This is a genomic window from Alteromonas halophila (genome assembly GCF_014651815.1).
Lineage (GTDB): Bacteria > Pseudomonadota > Gammaproteobacteria > Enterobacterales > Alteromonadaceae > Alteromonas > Alteromonas halophila.
Genome location: NZ_BMXP01000015.1, coordinates 1 through 17510 on the forward strand (window position 1 = coordinate 1; position 17510 = coordinate 17510).

16 protein-coding genes and 1 pseudogene are annotated in these 17510 nt (G+C 45.0%); 5 read left to right on the plus strand and 12 right to left on the minus strand.

Annotated elements, in window-relative coordinates; all coding sequences use genetic code 11:
• Positions 1 to 306: 306 nt before the first annotated feature.
• From bcp (IE054_RS17150) to IE054_RS17180, 7 genes and pseudogenes are all read right to left on the minus strand, one after another.
• A complete protein-coding gene (gene bcp, locus IE054_RS17150; RefSeq protein WP_229805240.1) occupies positions 307 to 771 on the minus strand; it encodes a thioredoxin-dependent thiol peroxidase in 465 nt (154 codons plus the stop codon).
• 102 nt (positions 772 to 873) lie between these two features.
• The gene (locus IE054_RS17155) at positions 874 to 1341 is read right to left on the minus strand and encodes a hypothetical protein (RefSeq protein ID WP_189408442.1); all 468 of its coding nucleotides are present in this window, start codon (positions 1339 to 1341) and stop codon (positions 874 to 876) included.
• Positions 1334 to 3388, minus strand: a complete 2055-nt coding sequence (locus tag IE054_RS17160) for a site-specific integrase (RefSeq protein ID WP_189408443.1) — start codon at positions 3386 to 3388, stop codon at positions 1334 to 1336. Before IE054_RS17160 ends, IE054_RS17155 begins: the two co-directional genes overlap by 8 nt.
• Before the next feature lie 9 nt (positions 3389 to 3397).
• A complete protein-coding gene (locus tag IE054_RS17165) occupies positions 3398 to 5032 on the minus strand; it encodes a tyrosine-type recombinase/integrase (RefSeq protein WP_189408444.1) in 1635 nt (544 codons plus the stop codon).
• Complete coding sequence (locus IE054_RS17170; protein ID WP_189408445.1) at positions 5029 to 6273, minus strand: tyrosine-type recombinase/integrase; 1245 nt, start codon at positions 6271 to 6273, stop codon at positions 5029 to 5031. The genes IE054_RS17165 and IE054_RS17170 overlap by 4 nt, the downstream gene beginning before the upstream one ends.
• Before the next feature lie 120 nt (positions 6274 to 6393).
• A pseudogene (gene bcp / locus IE054_RS17175) lies at positions 6394 to 6753 on the minus strand (thioredoxin-dependent thiol peroxidase); the annotation flags it as partial.
• A 210-nt stretch (positions 6754 to 6963) separates the two neighbouring features.
• Entirely contained in the window at positions 6964 to 7527 is a 564-nt protein-coding gene (locus IE054_RS17180; RefSeq protein WP_189408447.1) for a glycine cleavage system transcriptional repressor, read from the minus strand.
• Positions 7528 to 7698: 171 nt separating this feature from the next.
• On the opposite strand from IE054_RS17180, the gene dapA reads away from it, so the two are divergent.
• Genes dapA through purC form a run of 3 tightly spaced genes read left to right on the plus strand, consistent with a single transcriptional unit; the run spans position 7699 to position 10427 of the window.
• Positions 7699 to 8583, plus strand: coding sequence for a 4-hydroxy-tetrahydrodipicolinate synthase (gene dapA / locus IE054_RS17185; RefSeq protein ID WP_189408448.1), 885 nt, complete (start codon positions 7699 to 7701; stop codon positions 8581 to 8583).
• A gap of 12 nt (positions 8584 to 8595) precedes the next feature.
• The gene (gene bamC / locus IE054_RS17190) at positions 8596 to 9702 is read left to right on the plus strand and encodes an NlpB/DapX family lipoprotein (protein ID WP_189408449.1); all 1107 of its coding nucleotides are present in this window, start codon (positions 8596 to 8598) and stop codon (positions 9700 to 9702) included.
• An 11-nt stretch (positions 9703 to 9713) separates the two neighbouring features.
• Complete coding sequence (gene purC, locus IE054_RS17195) at positions 9714 to 10427, plus strand: phosphoribosylaminoimidazolesuccinocarboxamide synthase (RefSeq protein ID WP_189408450.1); 714 nt, start codon at positions 9714 to 9716, stop codon at positions 10425 to 10427.
• A 188-nt stretch (positions 10428 to 10615) separates the two neighbouring features.
• On the opposite strand, the gene IE054_RS17200 is transcribed toward purC, so the two are convergent.
• A complete protein-coding gene (locus IE054_RS17200) occupies positions 10616 to 12436 on the minus strand; it encodes a PDZ domain-containing protein (protein ID WP_189408451.1) in 1821 nt (606 codons plus the stop codon).
• Between the two features lie 535 nt (positions 12437 to 12971).
• On the opposite strand from IE054_RS17200, the gene IE054_RS17205 reads away from it, so the two are divergent.
• Positions 12972 to 13400, plus strand: a complete 429-nt coding sequence (locus IE054_RS17205; protein ID WP_189408452.1) for a YqaA family protein — start codon at positions 12972 to 12974, stop codon at positions 13398 to 13400.
• A 174-nt stretch (positions 13401 to 13574) separates the two neighbouring features.
• On the opposite strand, the gene IE054_RS17210 is transcribed toward IE054_RS17205, so the two are convergent.
• Together IE054_RS17210 and IE054_RS17215 are read right to left on the minus strand one after the other, a co-directional pair.
• Positions 13575 to 14699 (minus strand): App1 family protein phosphatidate phosphatase, encoded by a 1125-nt coding sequence (locus tag IE054_RS17210; protein WP_189408453.1) that lies wholly within the window; start codon positions 14697 to 14699, stop codon positions 13575 to 13577.
• A gap of 38 nt (positions 14700 to 14737) precedes the next feature.
• The gene (locus IE054_RS17215; RefSeq protein ID WP_189408454.1) at positions 14738 to 14962 is read right to left on the minus strand and encodes an HVA1 family protein; all 225 of its coding nucleotides are present in this window, start codon (positions 14960 to 14962) and stop codon (positions 14738 to 14740) included.
• A 178-nt stretch (positions 14963 to 15140) separates the two neighbouring features.
• On the opposite strand from IE054_RS17215, the gene IE054_RS17220 reads away from it, so the two are divergent.
• On the plus strand, positions 15141 to 16001 hold the full coding sequence (locus IE054_RS17220; RefSeq protein ID WP_189408455.1) for a DMT family transporter: 861 nt from the start codon (positions 15141 to 15143) through the stop codon (positions 15999 to 16001).
• On the opposite strand, the gene yfaE is transcribed toward IE054_RS17220, so the two are convergent.
• A complete protein-coding gene (yfaE, locus tag IE054_RS17225) occupies positions 15998 to 16270 on the minus strand; it encodes a class I ribonucleotide reductase maintenance protein YfaE (protein WP_189408457.1) in 273 nt (90 codons plus the stop codon). The genes IE054_RS17220 and yfaE overlap by 4 nt on opposite strands.
• A 13-nt stretch (positions 16271 to 16283) precedes the next feature.
• The gene (nrdB, locus tag IE054_RS17230) at positions 16284 to 17414 is read right to left on the minus strand and encodes a class Ia ribonucleoside-diphosphate reductase subunit beta (RefSeq protein WP_189408458.1); all 1131 of its coding nucleotides are present in this window, start codon (positions 17412 to 17414) and stop codon (positions 16284 to 16286) included.
• Positions 17415 to 17510 lie beyond the last annotated feature (96 nt).

The window sequence follows — 17510 nt, forward strand, 5'->3', positions numbered from 1 at the left end:
CTGTTTCGAGTCTGAATTCAGGGCTGAAATTCGGGCCTTTCTTCTTTGCCATTTTGTCACCTAATGTTGTTATGCTGCTATCATAGCAGCTCTAATTAGGTGGCCAAATTCACTATGCCACTACATATATCGCTCGCCTTTCGATAGCTATAAGAGAATTTGGCACACCAAATTCTCTAAAAAAATTGAGTTCAATTACAAACCACTATAATAAGCTTGGCTATAGAAAATGTCTTACAGTGTAATTTTCTGAGCATAATGCTTGCCATGCAAAATCCTTACTACCTGTCTCTTCAGTCAAAGGTTTCATTTGCCTTCTTGGAGATAGCTCAGGACAGTTTCATGATGATCTTTGGTTTTAAATTTATCAAAAACATGTTCAATATCGCCGTTTTCATCAACAAGGAATGAAGTTCGTACCACCCCCATGTTCTCACGGCCCATGAATTTTTTTAGTTGCCAAACGCCATATGCTTCACAAACAGCGTGATCTTCATCTGCGAGTAGGGTGAAGTTCAGTTCCTGCTTGTTGGTGAAGTTTGTAAGCTTTTTCGGTGTGTCTGGGCTAATGCCAAGAATTACAACGTTTAATTCGTCTAGTTCTGACTTTGTGTCTCTTAGAGCACAAGCTTGAACAGTACAACCAGGGGTCGAGGCCCTTGGGTAAAAATAAACGAGTACTTTTTTGCCCTTGAAATCTGCAAGGGAAACCGATTCATCATTCTGATCTTGTAACGTAAACTCTGGGGCTTTTTGGCCTGCTTCTACCATTATTTAATCCTTCTTTCTTACACCAGTGAATGGAGTTCTGTAGAATTACCTCTAGCAATTGTATTGAGTAAAAAACTCGTTAGAGGCGTAGAGTTTTGCGTCTTATGATAACAAGTCTCGCATAATAGTTAACTGCTTTGTGAGCTCATTTGTCTGTTGGCGTTCTTGCTTCAACATGTATTCGTAGTCGGTTCGTGCTTGTGTCATTCTTTGTAGATTTTGTTCGAGCTGTTTGATCTTTTTCTCGTTGTCTAAGCTCTTGTTGAACCAATAAACAAGCTCGCGCTTGGCGTTATCGAGTCTATCTTCGAGAATAGTGAACGGATCAATCTGCTTCTTCTCAACAAACTGTAGATGCCTTAGAGCTTTTCGTTTATTTTTTATTTCCTTGAGCTTAACCATAGGCCACTGCCTTCTGCTGATTGCATTCCTATGCATCCCCGTCAGTTGAGACAATTGTGCGATAGTGGCTGGTAGATCGGAGCTTGAGCCTATCCTGTCCATGGCTTCGACTAGACGCTTCGTGTTTTCCTCAAAATCTCGCTGGTTTCTCTCATCAAAGTTATTCATCGTCTACACTATGCCCCAGTAGTTCTAGTACTTGTTTAGCCTCGCTAATCACCTCATTTATTTGCTCGTAATTGTCTTGATAGTTCGGATTGTTGAGGTTTGCCAGATTAGTGTTGTATATCTCTCGCCAATAGGGAGCATTTGCTTCACTTACAATAGCATTTGAACAACGGTTTGGGTTACATCTGAGGGAGCCGATGCAAGGAAGATCAGTATTAGTGCTATCAGAACCGTAGCAATATCCTAATCCTACATTAATGACGCCTAGGCCTTGGTCCGCCATTGCATTAAAGATCTCATCCTTAGAATAACCGCTTGCCATATAGCCTTTGAAGGCATTACGTAATCGCTCTTTATGTTCAGCTGCTTTACCTCCAAGATAGTTTCCATCTGGGTCTGCAGTTGCTTTTATCACCTCAACTTCAGACTGTTTCCTTAGTCTCTGTGCTGTTTGGCTCTCAACTAAACTGTCTGCAATTCCGCCGTAGCCCATTGTGACATCGCTTGTAGAGCCTCGGGATAGAAATTTATCTACAGTATTGACCAGGTGCTTTAGTTGAAATGAAATTAGAGGAAGGCCTGCTTCCAACCTGTATAGTTGATATGCGAGCGTGTGGCGCATCATGTAATTACTAAAGCAAAGGTCATCATCGGGTGATGCATACTTTATAAAAATCTTTAATTGGTGCCGTATTGAAACCGAGTTCTGGGCTGTTTCCTTCTCTTTAAATTTCTTGGTATGAATAGAGCTAAATATTAATTCTCTTTGAGTTATTGAACTCAAAATTCTGATTGCATTTATCGCGTCTTCAATGATTGGAATAACAACCCACTTATCATCGAAAAGGCCTTTGGAAAAACTATCCTTTCCTTTGAAAACATGTGAACGAAGAAGTCTTATTCCATTTTCTTCAGTCAGACAAGTCCTCAAGTTTATAACGGCCAGTTCAGATGGGCGCATCCCGGTATATTGACCTATTAAGTATCTTGCAGCACTGGCCACAAGTGTTAAATGCGCATAAACAATTGATAGTGAGAACCCAGTTCCTTGATGATTGGCGAGAAAGAGGGTCATATCTTTCAAGTTATATTTTCCCTTGGAGTTTCGCAGGTCGTTCGGTATGCCGTATTTGCAGTCGACAAACTGCTCAGAATATCCTGCATTTAGAAGCCGATATGCCCTATATATATGAAAGGTTTCTTTAGTGACACCGGCATTCTTGCAATATTGGTGGGTATCTTTAAGCGTATATCGACTTACATACGAGTCCAATACATCCTTTTCCATAGTCATTAAAAAGTCGTGCACAAGTACTGATGCTGCCCTTATGAGCTTATCAAACGCCCAGTTTGGCATAACTTGACTAGTAACCTGCTTGCTATAGCGTTTCTTCCAAGTGAATTGGTCAGAGTCGAACGCTGGAACGCTCTCACCAAAGATATTCTCAGATGTGTAGGGGTTTTGAATGTAAGAGAAAAATTGTTTTAAGTCATCGTTATAGGTACTTGTGTGAAGTTTGGCAGCTTCCCTGTAATCATTGGCTTGAATTTGAGTTAGCGAAAAATATTTTCTTTCAACATGCTCATCTCCAAGTTTATTTTTTAGAATGTAAAATAGAGTTTCAAAAAAACGGAGACCAGACTTCATGTGTGCCAAGACAGTACTTGTAGCAAGCTTGCTCATAGTCTTTCTTTTGGCTTTTTTCCTATTGCTTATAAAGACCTCTGGAGTTAGTAGAACACTCAGAAGTAAGCACTTAAGCTCTATAACCACCTCTGAGGGAATGTTTCTATATTTTTTGAAGTTTATTTTAAGTTTACTACCTCTGATGTTTGCTGAGACATTTGGGTTTTCAAGGTTAAAATCCCAGGCCGTATCGGAGAATATTGATGCTTTAGAGACTGGCAGGCTGAGTAATTCAGTAAAATAAACTATGTTTTCTTTCGTTGCGGCTTCATATTGCTCAGGTTGTAAAAAATCTGCTCTGTATTTTTTTAGCTTAGCGATAGTACTAAGGATGTTGAGGTAGTGTGGTTGTCTCTCCATTCTATTCCCTCAAATTAGTTCAGTTGTTTCGACATATAGAGACAACCTTTCGGCTTCATCTAGCTCTTGCGCGCTAAATTCTGAATATCGTGCATCTAAAATTGGGTTTAGCAACGCAAGGTTATTCTTTATTACCTTGCCAAAGGGCGTATCTAAGATCCTACTATTTTGAATTTTGGTTAAGTAGTCGCGCTTCATAGCAAAGAGTTGAGGTAAATCTGTCTGAGTAATGATCATGTTTGGGCAACTAAGACACATATTGTATGTACTGCATGGCTTGCCTGGTGTGTAGTTGGAAAGACTCTTAACTGACTCAGGGGGATCAAAAATGTTCTTACATGTAGCTAAAGGCGTTGATATGGGTATAGAGTGCTCTTTATTTTTCTGACTCACTCTCTTATTCGGCGTTTTGCGTACTGATGATTGTGCGTTGCGATGAATCTCTAATAATTTTTTTCGGATTTTTTCTCTAGCCATTCTTCCAAAATCATGTATATCTAGATAACGCATAGTCGCATATAAGCTCTTATGACCCATTAACAACTGAACTTCTCTAATTGATACTCCTTGTTCTATTAGTTCACTAACAAATGTTGGTCTGAACCTCGTTGTTTCTAAGATTTTTACGCCACTATGATAGTCAAATATCTGATGTCGCGTAGTAAAATTTTTTATGGCTTTAGTTACATGATGGACAAGAGGAAGACTTTTTATGAGTCCGTTATGAGTTTCAAATAACCATAGTTTATTTTTATGTTCAGGAGGGGCCTTTTCTCTTATCCGATTAGTTAGTTTTAATACATCATCAAAAATGCCTTTTACCTGACTTCCTTGGCTATGAGTTAACCATTGAAGATCTGCCTTGAAAATATCCAAATGATACAGCTTTTGTCCATCGGAGCGGTCTTTCCAATACCGTAAACATGGTTTACCTGTTGCTGGATGTGCATCAACCAGATCGTCAACACAAAGAGAATATATTGATTCAACATTCATTCCGGTTACTTGGAGTAGCTTAAGTAGAAAGGGGAGTAACTGGTTCATGGTAACTTTGCAGGGAACGGCCGAATATCCAAAGGCAGTAACAGATCTCTTACTTGTATTTTTGTAGGAAGGAAGAAGCTTTGAAATTTCGCTGATATCTCTGTCTATAGCATCTATAATCAATTTTCTATCACGGTCGGTGTAGGGCTTGTAGCGATCCGTCACTCTAGTGTGATAGCAAAATGCACTTGGTAAATAGAACCTTTCAAAATTCGGAGTGTTAATAAAGATTGCTTTGTTTAAGACGTTTTTGTACGTAGTTTGCAAAACATTTGCATAACGATTATGTATTTTTTCCTCCAATATGCATCGTTTTAAGTATGCATTAAAGTCATGTAATGAGAATTCATTCAGCGCTTTGCAGAGATAAATTGGCTCGTCGTTAAATTTCTCTTTCATCAACGCTGACACATGCTTGAAAGCCAACTTAATATCGTTTCGATGCGACTGACTATTTTTGACTTTACACACTGACGTGAAGAGGTGCATTAGTTGGCGATGCGGCGAATTTTCAGTAGGTTGTACCAAATCATCAAAGCTATTTAGTGGTATTTTTAGCAGTTGTGCCCATTCATCCATAAAGACTGTTGCAATGTTCACTTTTTGTCCTTGATGGATATTTTCAGTTGTGTTTTCTTTACTAGCCGCTCCATTCGTTCCGCCTTTGTGATTACTTCACCCTCGCTATCAGATATTTTTTTATATAGCTCCACCGGTATTTTTGTATACACCTCGGTGCTACTCAGATATGCATGGCCTAATGATTTTTGCACTACAGCAAGTCTGTCAACATAGGTTTGTCCTATATCAGGTGACTGAAGTAAGTCATAAGCATAGCCATGCCTTAGTTTATGTGGAGAAATGGGCTTATGCAGCGCTCCACTTTGTATTGCACGATTTGAAAGCCTATCCAGTAATTTAGACAAGCATTTAGGTGTAATGGGTCTTCCTTTGGAATTAAAAAATGCAGGCAACTCATCTGGTGAAACGTATTTCCTCGCGTACTTTTTATAAAGCGGAGAAGCATGATATTTATTTGTTCGGTCTAACACCGCTCGGCTTACTAGGGTCATTCTCTGTTTTCTATTATTATGGCGACCTTTTACACCGTCTATAGAAAGAGGAGCATACGAAGATATAGTTGGTGTATCAGAGTTTCGGGATATTAGCTTTTGACTATTAAATTCAGTGGCATCTATGATGTCTTGCTGAGTTACGTTTTGTAACTCAGACCTCCTAATACCAGAATCAAAAATAAACTGAAGTATCAGTCTTTCTCTTTCCGAGCTGGTTTGCATCATTAATATTGTGAGCTCATTAATTGAACAAGATCCAACAAGTTTTTGCTTTACGGATCCACTAATTAATCCATTTTCATATGGACTTTTCTCGATGTACGAATCTCTATGTTCTTGGGTTTGATAAAGAAATTTATGAATGAATGCTTGCAGTGTCGCATCCCTATTTCTTATTGTCGCTGAAGCCAGGTTATGAATAGTTTTTAATTCTGCCAGATACTCTTCGATGACAAATTTCGATACAGTAAGGTAGGCTTCGTCAAGCAAAGAGTCACTGAATTCTGGTCGTTTTCTCAGGTAAGCCAAAAAATAGGTCAGATTTTTTGCATATGTTTTTGCGGTGTGAGGGCTTATCTTATTGTTTCTCAAGCTGTATGAGAGAAACTCTGAAATCAACGGTAGGACTCGAAGTTCATCATCAAAAGCCGCAACACCAGTAAGTAACTCGGTTTTAGATAACCAAATATCATCATCTTCATTCAGTAAAGACTTAGATAAATCAACAGGCTCTTTAGCAGCAACAAAAGAACTGAGCTCCTTCATGGAAACCTACTTTATCCGTTTGGACTGTGCAGTTTTTAAGCGTAGTAGTAAAGAGTGATTTTAGAAAAGGAAATGAGGATTTTTTAGAACGTAATGTGCAAATTATTAGAGGGGGTATAAATGAATGCCATCATACTCTTTACCCATAAATTTCTTCGGGCCCCACACACCAAACGCATCGGCAACCGCATGATCTTCATCAGACAACAACGTAAAGTTAAGTGACTCTTTGTCGATGAACTTAGGGAGCCGCTTCACGGGATCAGGGCTGATACCTAATACCACCACATTATGCCCGTCCAGCTCTGGCTTTACATCTCTGAGATTCTGAGCCTGGGTCGTACAGCCGGGTGTCATTGCTTTCGGATAAAAATACACCAGCACCTTTTTACCCGAAAAATCGGCCAATGAAACATCATCGCCGGTCTCACAAGGAAGCGTAAACTGTGGTGCTGCGTCGCCTGCCTGAAGTGTCTTCATAGAATTCCTTCTTGTTGTTCAAGGTTTAGTGCCAGAAAGCCTAATCGGCGATAGGTAAAATGTCCATAGACAACCGGCACACTGCGACCGGTGTAGCAAAAAGAGCGGCTGGCAGTCACGACTTTGCGTTGACACCATGAGGCGGGCGACCGGCTTTAAGAACCACGCCCGCTTCAGAAGCACTGAAAACTGACGGTGTCGCGGTGATATTTACCAGTTTGCAGAATCATCCTGTTCGTCGCGTTTATATTTATCAACCACTTTACCGGTCACATTCAGCTCATCAAACAGCGCCATCAGCGAGGTTTCGATGTCGGCATAATTTTCAGCGGAGGGAATATTCACCACAAATTTGCAACGCATGGTGTGTTTGCCTGAGGTACTGTCAGTGAAGGTGCGTTGCCTGAAAGCACTAATAGAAGCACTGCGCTCGGCAAAAAAGCCAGTGACAGCCTCAATCAGGCCCGCGGTATCGTCACCACTAAACTCTACATCAAATAAGTGTGCCAGGTTCTGTTTTGCGTGATGGCTGGTCCGCTTCATCATAGAAAGCAAATCAAGACGCTGGCAAAGTGGGGGGATGAGGCATTCAGCCCGGGTGATTGCCTGGTGAGATCCTTCCAGAATCATTGTAAGAGAAAACTCTTTGCCATAAATCGCCTGACGGCTGTCAAGAATATTACACTGAGCATCAGAAACCATCGAAGCCAGTTCACTGAGAATTCCGCTTCGGTCTGTCCCCAAAATCGTTACAATTAACTGATGTTGCGCCATGATCTCATACTTCAAATTTCGCGAGGCGGAGATACTAGCACAGGCTTTTATTGCTGTCCTCATGCGCGCGACCCAGCCATGGTTAAGAATATTCGCCGCGATACGCTGCCAATGCTTGTGTTTATGGTCTGAGATAATTACCATTGGGCGCTCACAAAAAGCGGAGAGATTATGTTTACAGGCAGTTACGTCGCACTGGTGACGCCCATGCATGATAATGGCGACATCGATTATCCGGCCCTTGAACGACTGGTAAAATTTCATATCGACCAGGGTACCCATGGCATTGTATCTGTGGGAACCACGGGTGAGTCGGCGACGCTTCCGTTCGAAGAGCACGTAAAGGTCGTGCGGGAAACGGTTGCCATGGCTGACGGTGCCATCTCCGTGGTCGCGGGTAGCGGCGCCAATGCGACGGCAGAAGCCATTTTTCTTACTGAACAAATGGCCAGTGTCGGCGTTGATGGCTTTTTAAGTGTGGTGCCTTACTACAATAAGCCTCAGCAGGCGGGTATGGTGGCACATTTCAATGCTATTGCTGATGCCTCTGAACTTCCTATTTTACTTTACAATGTGCCAGGGCGCACGGTGGCTGACATGTTGCCGGAAACCGTTGCCGAACTTTCACAGCACAACAATATTGTTGGCCTGAAAGACGCAACAGGCGATATTTCACGGCTGAAAGTAACCCAGCCTCTGGTTTCAGACGACTTCATTATGCTTAGTGGCGACGACGGCACGAGTTGCGAATTTATGTGCGAGGGCGGTCACGGTGTCATTTCCGTTACCGCGAATGTTGTGCCCAAAGCTATCGCACAGATGTGTGAGGCAGGTCTGGCGGGTGACAAAGCACAGTGTAAAGCGATTGATGAGACGATCGAAGCCTTGCATACCGGGCTCTTTATCGAGCCCAATCCCGTGATGCCTAAATGGGCATTGTACCGCATGGGCATGATGCAAAGTGCGCATTTACGATTACCGATGGTTCAACCGGAACTTGCGAGTCAAAAACAACTCGAACAAATACTTAAAAATTACGCACTGATTTCTGGTTAATAAGGAATACGAATGAAAACATCCCTGGCTTTGGTAAGTAGCCTCGGCATTTTGGCGCTTACAGCTTGTTCTAGCCAACTGGAAAAAGAGACGGCATCAGGTAACTATGATTACCTGGAGACGCAGCAAAGTGGCAAGCTTAAAATCCCTGAAGGACTGGAAGAGCCCGATTATTCCGACGACTACGCGTTGCCGCCGGTGGGTGAGCAGGCCGATACGTCGCTGCTTGGCAGAAACATAACCGTCAAGTCTCCCCCACTGGTGCTGCCGCTGGTGACTGGTTCGCATGTGGAAGAAGGCAGCCGCTCTGCAACCGTGTTGTTTGACCAGGTCGACGACAGTCAGCCGCTGGATAAAGCCATCTGGAATTCGTTGCTTAGCTATCTGGATAGACAGCAAATTGGTGTCGATAAATTCGAACCCGAGACGGGCACACTGGTCACAGACTGGATGCTGATTACTTCGGATGAAGACAGTGCCTGGTACGACTGGAGCAGTTCTGAAGAGAAGCAGGTAGGCAGACGCTTTGAGTTCAACCTGACCATGAAGCCACATGGCCGTTCAGCGTCACTTAGCGTGAACCTGCGCGATTACATGGCTACTCGCGGTGACGATGTTGACGCTGAAGTGAACGAGCTCGAAGAGCGTCGCGAAGAAGTGGCAATCCTTAACCAGGTAATTACGCATTATGAATATCAGATCCAGCTGGAAGACTCGCGCAGAATGGCCCGTATCCGCGAAGGTCTGGATACCGAAATGGGCTTTAACGCCGATGGCGAGCCCGCGTATGTAGTCTCTGCGACCTACGATGTTGCCTGGCCAAGACTGTTACTGGTTATGCGTAAAATGGGTTTTGACGTAAAAGATCTGGATAAATCTACGGGTTTAATATTCGTGAGCTACACCGGCGATAACGAGAGCTGGTGGAATAACTGGTTTGGCAGTGATGAGGAACTGCTGGAAGAAGATGATTACCGTCTGAAAGTCGCCGAAGCCGGCCCCGAAAAAACGGTTATCACCTTTATGAATCAAGAGAGTGAGCCTTTCGAAGCTAATCAGGTGTCTGATCTGTACAAGCCTTTCGCTGAGGTTATGGCGGAAGACAACCTGGATATTTAACTGGAATGACAATGGAAAAACGAGATGAGCTTTACCGGGGTAAAGCGAAAACCGTCTATACAACCGACGATGACAACAAGCTGATCCTGCATTTTCGTAATGATACATCAGCATTTGACGGCGAGAAGATTGAACAGCTTGATCGTAAAGGGGAAGTGAATAACAAGTTCAATCACTTTGTCATGTCAAAGCTGGAAGAAGCGGGGATTGCAACACAGGTCGAAGAACTGGTCTCTGATACAGAGTCGCTGGTTAAAAAACTGGATATGATACCGGTAGAATGTGTTGTGCGTAACGTTGCTGCTGGCTCGCTGGTTCGCCGTCTTGGCGTTGAAGAGGGCTTGACCCTCAATCCGCCTGTCTTCGAGTTTTTCCTGAAAAACGATGCTCTGCACGATCCCATGATCAACGACTATCACGTTGTGTCATTTGGTTGGGCGACGGCAGAGCAGATCGAGAAAATGAAGGCACTTACCTTTGAAGTGAATGCCGTGCTGAGAGAGCTGTTTGATGATGCAGGCATGATTCTGGTCGACTACAAGCTGGAGTTTGGTCTGGACGGGCAGGGCAACATCGTGCTTGGCGATGAATTTACGCCCGATGGCTGCCGACTGTGGGATAAAGAAACCCGTAAGAAGATGGATAAAGACCGCTTCCGCCAGGGGCTGGGATCGGTGGTTGAAACCTATATCGAAGTCGCAGAACGACTGGGGTTAAAGCTTTAAAAAGGCGCTTTCATTTTAATCAGAAAAAGCACAGCAGACGCTGTGCTTTTTTGTACCGAAAGACAGCGGCCGATCGGTAATAAACTATCACCAACGCCTGCCTGACATCAGGTCGCTAACAGTCGCAGATAAAAAGACAAAACGCTGTATTACCGACTTTTTTAGACATTCAATTACAACCAGCCATTTTAAATAGTGCACGTTTTGCAGGGCATGACAAATCTGGCCTGATTAAGAGTGAGATACACTTTTTGAGCCGTATTTAATGCATTAAAGTTTAATAATGCTTCCTCAAAGTAGCCATTCCAGTACAGGCGGGTTATATGCGGGTTATAGTAGCGGATTTTGTTTTTTTGAAACGATGGGTATTTTTTAAACTTCTCACTAAATTCGCGAGAAGGTGAAAGTGCGCCAAGGGCGCTGTATATATCACCATACCAGTATGTTTTTCCAAACTCTTGTTCCGCGGCATTGACCCATGTCATTGCGTCGTCGAAGCGTCTGGCTTCTATAAACGTTTGAATAATACCTTTATAATCATCTTTATACTGCGTGTAGGCTTTTAGTTCTGAATACTGTGGATTAGAGTACAGGTGAGCGGCTAAAACTTCATAAAAATCTACAGCAATGCGCCTGTTGAGTTTCTTCTTTTGTGCAGCTGGTAATTTTTTTAACAGTGCGTAAGCCTCATCAATCAGTTTGGGCAGGTCTTTATAATACTGAACAGCTAACACTTTAGACGATCTGGAATTTGCAGTCTCTACAGCTAGCTTCATCAGCATCTCCAGGGGCTGGTCCTTAAAATGTTTATCAATGTATTCGCGAGCCAGATGTATTCTGCCTAATGCGCCGTTGACCTCTATAAGGCTGCGGGCAGTAATGGGCTGAAAAAGCGGTTTGTCGTTATTCTTTTCGTGAAGCTTTTCCAGGCGTTTAGCCATGTTGCGAGCAGCATCGTTCATATGTAACTTATGAAAAAGTTTTGCGAAAAGGACATAGTCCTTATTCGTCCAGGGACGTTTTACACTGAATATCATCGACAAAGCGTCCTTCAGTTGCCCGTGTTTCTGTTCTTTCATGAGTTCGGTAATATATCGTGCAAGGAGACTGTTGCGCACAGTGGAAGAATAGTTGTCTGCCTGAAGATACTTCAACAGTTGCTCTTGTTTACCCAGCTTCGCTAACATGGGCGCGATATACATGAATTTGTTTTTAAGCTCGTCAGGTTTCTTTTCGATCAGGCTGATAGTGTCGTTGTAAAAAACATCGGCGTACCCAGCCTGACCAAATTTCGCAAACATGGATGCCTTTTGGGCGAGGGCACTGATTCTTTTGTCTGTGTGCTTGTAGATATAGTCAAAATGACGCTTTTCTGGGGCAAGACCTAAAAGTTTTCTACTTTCTAAAACCGACCAACTGTTATAAATAACGAGCGTGGGGTCGTTAAAAAAGAGCCGTTCCATGTCTTTAAAGACAGCCATTGCTTTTTGCTTTTCATTCAGCAACATAAGACTTTTAATTTTAGAAAAATAGTGTCGCAGCTGTGAAGAGTGCGAACTGCCATCCGGTCGCATCGTCTCTGTTATGCTCTGTATGCAAGCAGCTTCAGGCGCGAAGTAGCAATTTGAGTAAACATCTGTTCCCGGTTTTTTGGGGAATACACGAGACGCTTTGCTCTTATCTACGACGATTTGATTCAGGGCACCATTACGTTCAATTAATACAATAAAAGGCTTGTCCTTAGAAAGGTGATGTTTAAAAAACTTTTCAGCCTGATCCGTAAACCACATCGACACGCTGCCAATCTGCTTTATATGGTCTCCCTGCATCAGTCCGGCCGCAGCGCCCAGGCCGTACGGGTCAATTTCTAAAATGTAAGGATAGTCATAGCCTTGCTCTAAACCGATGCCCAGTTTTGCTTCATCGGATGCCGCCGAAGCCGGCGCGGTACACATAAGTGCAGTGAAAAGGAATACTGAAAACAAAATATACGTTGCGGTGCGTGTCATCGGAATAATAGCCGTAGCAATAATAGTGGAGCTAAATCATGGCACATTCGGCAAGGTTGTTCAAAAATTAAGCTGAGTTGTCGTAAATATTAAGTTTACCTTTTCCGGGGAAGCATCTGTGTCCAGACGAATACCGCGATTAATGGCGAAATCGATACCGAATTTATTTTGGTTGCCACCGAAGCCTGTAATCCGGAAAATCTGATAACAGAATTTCAGTTTACTGTGAGTCCGGTTGATGATGACGACGCTAATCACCTGATGGAACGCGGTAAACGCTTTCACCGATAGGATGGTATGTCAGATTTTGCGTTAAGCGGATTTACCCCCCGATGTATTCGTGGATGCCCAGGAGTCATCAGGCATTTCTCCACAAAGCGGCAGTTGATGCTCAAAAATAACGAAATCCTGGCTTTTCCGTTTCAGGCGGATGATGGTCAGTGCATGAAGGTTACGTTTTGTCGGCCCGCCCGGTGTAGCAACGCGCAAATCCGGCAGGAACGATCGCATAGATCAGGCAAGTAGGCGCCATAGTATGCTTATGAGTCTTGGACTAAGTGGTATGTTTGTCAGTGCTTTCCTTGCCGCAACGTTATTGCCGCTGGGCTCTGAGGCCATGCTTATTGCGTTGCAGCAGCATGGTTACTGGTGGCCGGCCCTGCTGATTGTGGCGACTGCCGGCAATGTCGCCGGCTCGTGTGTCAATTACATTATAGGCTACAAAGCTGGCCGTCCCGGGCTAAAACGGGTGCTGAAAGTCAGTGACCATCAGTTTGCCCGTGCTGAAACCCGCTTCGCTAAATATGGGGTTGGCTCACTTTGCCTGGCCTGGGTGCCGGTGATTGGCGATCCTCTTACTATGCTGGCCGGGGTTATTCGGGTCCGGCTGGTCTTGTTTCTGACGTTGGTGACCCTGGGAAAAGCTGCACGCTACGGCGTTATTTTGCTGCTATTACCTGACTGACTGTGCATACTCTTTTTGCGTTTTAGCCTGAGCCCCTGTCATACAGTGCAAGGGACAGGTGCCCGCCTGTTACACAGGATAAACAGGCGCACTAAATAAAGCTGACGCTGTGCTTTTGGTTTATAAAAAAGAGGGCCATTCGGGTAAGTAACGCAACGGGAGAGATAACTACCGTTAATCCGTACCAGTGGATGCCTGCGCTGCAGCAACGTCATGCTTGATGGCCTGAACTGCGTTTTTTGTCACCAGGTTCAGGGCCAACGCATGTTCGGATGCGTCTTCAGCATCTTCGATAAATTGAAAGGGCACGTTATAGTCGGCAAACTTCTCTGCCGCCTGGTTAATCTTCTGTGATCGGGCGGCGGGCTTCAGGTCTCGAATATACACCGCTAATACTCTGTCCGGGTGCGCTTTGGCCACCTCTAAATAGGCATACACATCTTGTTGTCCTGAGTCGCCAATCAACACAACATTTAGGTGCGGGTATGTGTTTAATATTGCTTCGATGCGGTCTGTTTTATAGCTTTCATGGCCGCTTTTGAACCAGCGATCTTCGCGTAAACCAAAATCTTTCAGTAACACTGGGCCTTTGGGCAGGTCATGAATCGCAATAAACTCAGCGATAAGATCGTAAATATTCCACGGGCTGCTGGAGACATAAAAAAAGGGGTTGCCGGCGTGGCCTGACGCACCTTGTTGCAGCGCATTGTAAAGCTCAGACGTCCCCGGGAATAATTCGCGGCTGTGAGCGTTATTAAGCAGTACTGTTTTTGTATGACGAAGGAAGTTGGTGGCGCCGGTACGCATAATGGTATCATCGACGTCGCTGACGACAGCGTATTGTGCGCTATCTGAAGGGACTGAGACTTCTACAATGCTCTGCGCCTGTGCTTTGGGTAATTCAGGATCAGCGGCGCGTAATGTTAACCTCGTCCATGGGCGTTGAATATCTGCGATAGCGGGTGCTTTCCATTGATAGTGAAAATAGCCATCGGCATCGGTGGTAACAGTACGCTCCTCGTTACCGAGTGTTATAACAATATCGGTAAACGGGATCTCATCACTTTGGTAGCGCCGCAGCATATGTATCAGGTTTTTCCAGCGGCTATCATCAATCCTGCCCTGGACACCTTTGGCTTCCAGAAGCCTGCCTGCCACCCATAACGCGTCTTGTGTACCGTATGTCATGTAAGGTTGTACAATGACAGGCGAATATCCATACCAGCGTTTAAAACGGTGTCTTAGCTTGTCCAGACGCCGTTCCAGGCGATACACCCAGCGGCGGACGGTGTTTTGCATAGCTATCCTTAGTGGAAAATGCTTTTAGTCTTTTTTAGTTATTCATTTACCTTTTTTAGTTCAGAATGCAGCTTCAGAACTTCATCGCCGTCTTTCTGTTCAATGGTATAGGCGGGATTATCGTCGCTGCCTTTCCGGGTTACCTCTTCGCCTTTAAATGTGCGGGTAACCTCACGACGAAATACGTCCCGGACATAGCCGCTGCCACAGCCGTTTCCCCACTCCCACTTTACCTGTGTATTAGTTTGAAATGCGTTGCTCACCGTTGATCCCTGTAAATGAATTCATCGTTGTTACGTGCAAAGTTAAAGACAGGCTCACCACATCGGTATACCAGGTGTCGGACATACAGGGCGGAATGTTTTTCATTGAACAGTGATAATGCGCAAGCGACAAGGTTATCGTTTACAATGCACCATTCGTACAACCACCTGGAATATTATGACAAATCATCGTCCTAATGGACTGACGCTATTTCTGCTCGCGAGTCTGGCCATGATGGCATTCGCGGGTAATTCATTGCTCTGTAGAATGGCCTTAACGCAAACCACTGTGTCGCCGGGTGTGTTTACCGAAGTGAGATTGGTAAGCGGCGCGGTAACGCTTTTGCTACTGGCTTTATTGCGTCGCCAGCCTGCTCTTAAGTCCGGTAGCTGGACAGGGGCGCTGGCTTTATTTATTTATGCGGCCGGGTTTTCTTACGCTTATGTTGGCCTGAGTACGGGAACAGGCGCACTGCTGCTGTTTGGGGCTGTTCAGCTAACCATGATGACGGCGGGGATCATGAACAAAGAGTCATTCGCGCCACCACAGCTGCTGGGCATCGTTTTAGCCATTCTGGGCTTGGTTATTTTACTTTTGCCTGGCGTGAGTGCGCCAGAACCCGGGCCAGCTTTGCTGATGATTGTTGCTGGGATCGCCTGGGGAGTATATTCATTACTTGGCCAGCGAGCATTTTCCGGGCTGGCTGTGACGACCGGCAACTTTCTGCGTACCTTACCCATGGTTATACTTTTGGGGCTTGTGCTTGTCGCTGTTGATGAACCCGGCTGGGATAGGGAAGGGGTGTTGCTGGCCATCGCTTCCGGCACGCTGGCGTCGGCGCTTGGCTATGCGATTTGGTATCTGGTACTACCCAGCCTCACGGCCAGCATTGCGGCAACATTGCAGTTAAGTGTGCCGGTTATAGCGGCGATAGCGGGCTGGGCGTTTTTGTCAGAGCCGATTTCGGTAAGAATGTTAGTTGCATCCATCACCGTGCTGGGAGGCATTGCTCTGGTGATCCACTTTCGCCGACGTTAAAGCGGTACTTTAACCTTTAACGGACTTAGGGGGATACAGCAACAGGGCAGAATTTCATCGTCATCAATAAAGGCGAGGGGATCTGTGGTGTAATCGACGTCGCCTGACAGTAAGGTGGTCCTGCAGGCCCCACAAAACCCTTCCCGGCAGTGAAACTGCGCCCGTACGCCGGCTTTTTCCAGTGAGGTTAGCAGCGTATCCTCGGTAGACGCATCAAGCGTCCCCACATCGACAACGTCGATGCGGTAGGACGTGGGCGGAGGGGCCATGTATCAGACAGACTCAGAGTTCGAAGTCTGCGAAATCGCTCTCGTCGACAGATGAATCAATCTGACCCACCAGGTACGAGCTGATTTCAGACTCCTGCGGCGCAACCTGAACATTGTCAGACTGCAGGTAGTTATTCATCCAGGGTAGCGGGTTACTTTTCACTTCGAAAGGCGGCTCGTAGCCAATGGCCCGCATCCGTTCGTTGGCAATGTATTCAACATACTGACACAGAATGTCTTTGTTCATGCCCAGCATAGAGCCGTTCTGGAACAGATAATCTGCCCATTCTTTTTCCTGCTGTACAGCATTCATAAAGATCGCACGGGCTTCGTCTTTACATTCTTCAGCAATTTGTGCCATGTCGGGATCATCCTTGCCCCGGGCCCATAAATTCAGAATGTGCTGGGTAGATGACAAGTGCAGGTTTTCATCTCGCGCAATAAGACGAATAATCTTTGAGTTACCTTCCATCAGCTTGCGCTCTGCGAAGGCGAAGGTACAGGCAAAGGAAACGTAAAAGCGAATCGCTTCCAGCGCGTTGACTGAATTCATGCACAAGAACAGTTTCTTCTTCAGCTCATACTGGTTAATGACATGCGTCTCACCATTAACCTTGTGCTCACCTTCCCCCAGGGTCTGCCAGAGCTGTGTGGCAAAGATCAGGTCGTCGTAGTAGCGGGAAATATCTGCCGCCCGGCGCTTGATTTGATCATTAACCACAATATCTTCAAAAATTTCACTGGGATCGGAAAACAGGTTACGCAGAATATGCGTGTAAGAACGCGAGTGGATGGTTTCAAAGAACGACCAGGTCTCAACCCAGGTTTCCAGTTCCGGCAATGAAATAATCGGCAGAAAGGCAATATTCGGGCTGCGACCCTGCACAGAGTCCAGCAGCGTCTGGTATTTCAGGTTAGAAATAAAAATATGCTTTTCCGGATCAGTCAGCTTCTGGAAGTCGACCCGATCGCGGGTCACATCCACTTCTTCCGGGCGCCAGAAAAAGCTGATTTGCTTCTCAATGAGTTTTTCAAAGATGGCGTGTTTCTGCTGATCGTAGCGGGCAACATTGACCGGGTTGCCGAAGAACATGGGCTCGACCAGCGGATCCGTGGTTTTCTGATTAAACGTTGTATATTTCATAGCGAATTGATTCACCGATTGTACTTAACGCGTTTATTATGATTGTTCTTGCTGTGTTACCGCCGCACGCAATGATTAAGCGTACGGCGGAATGAG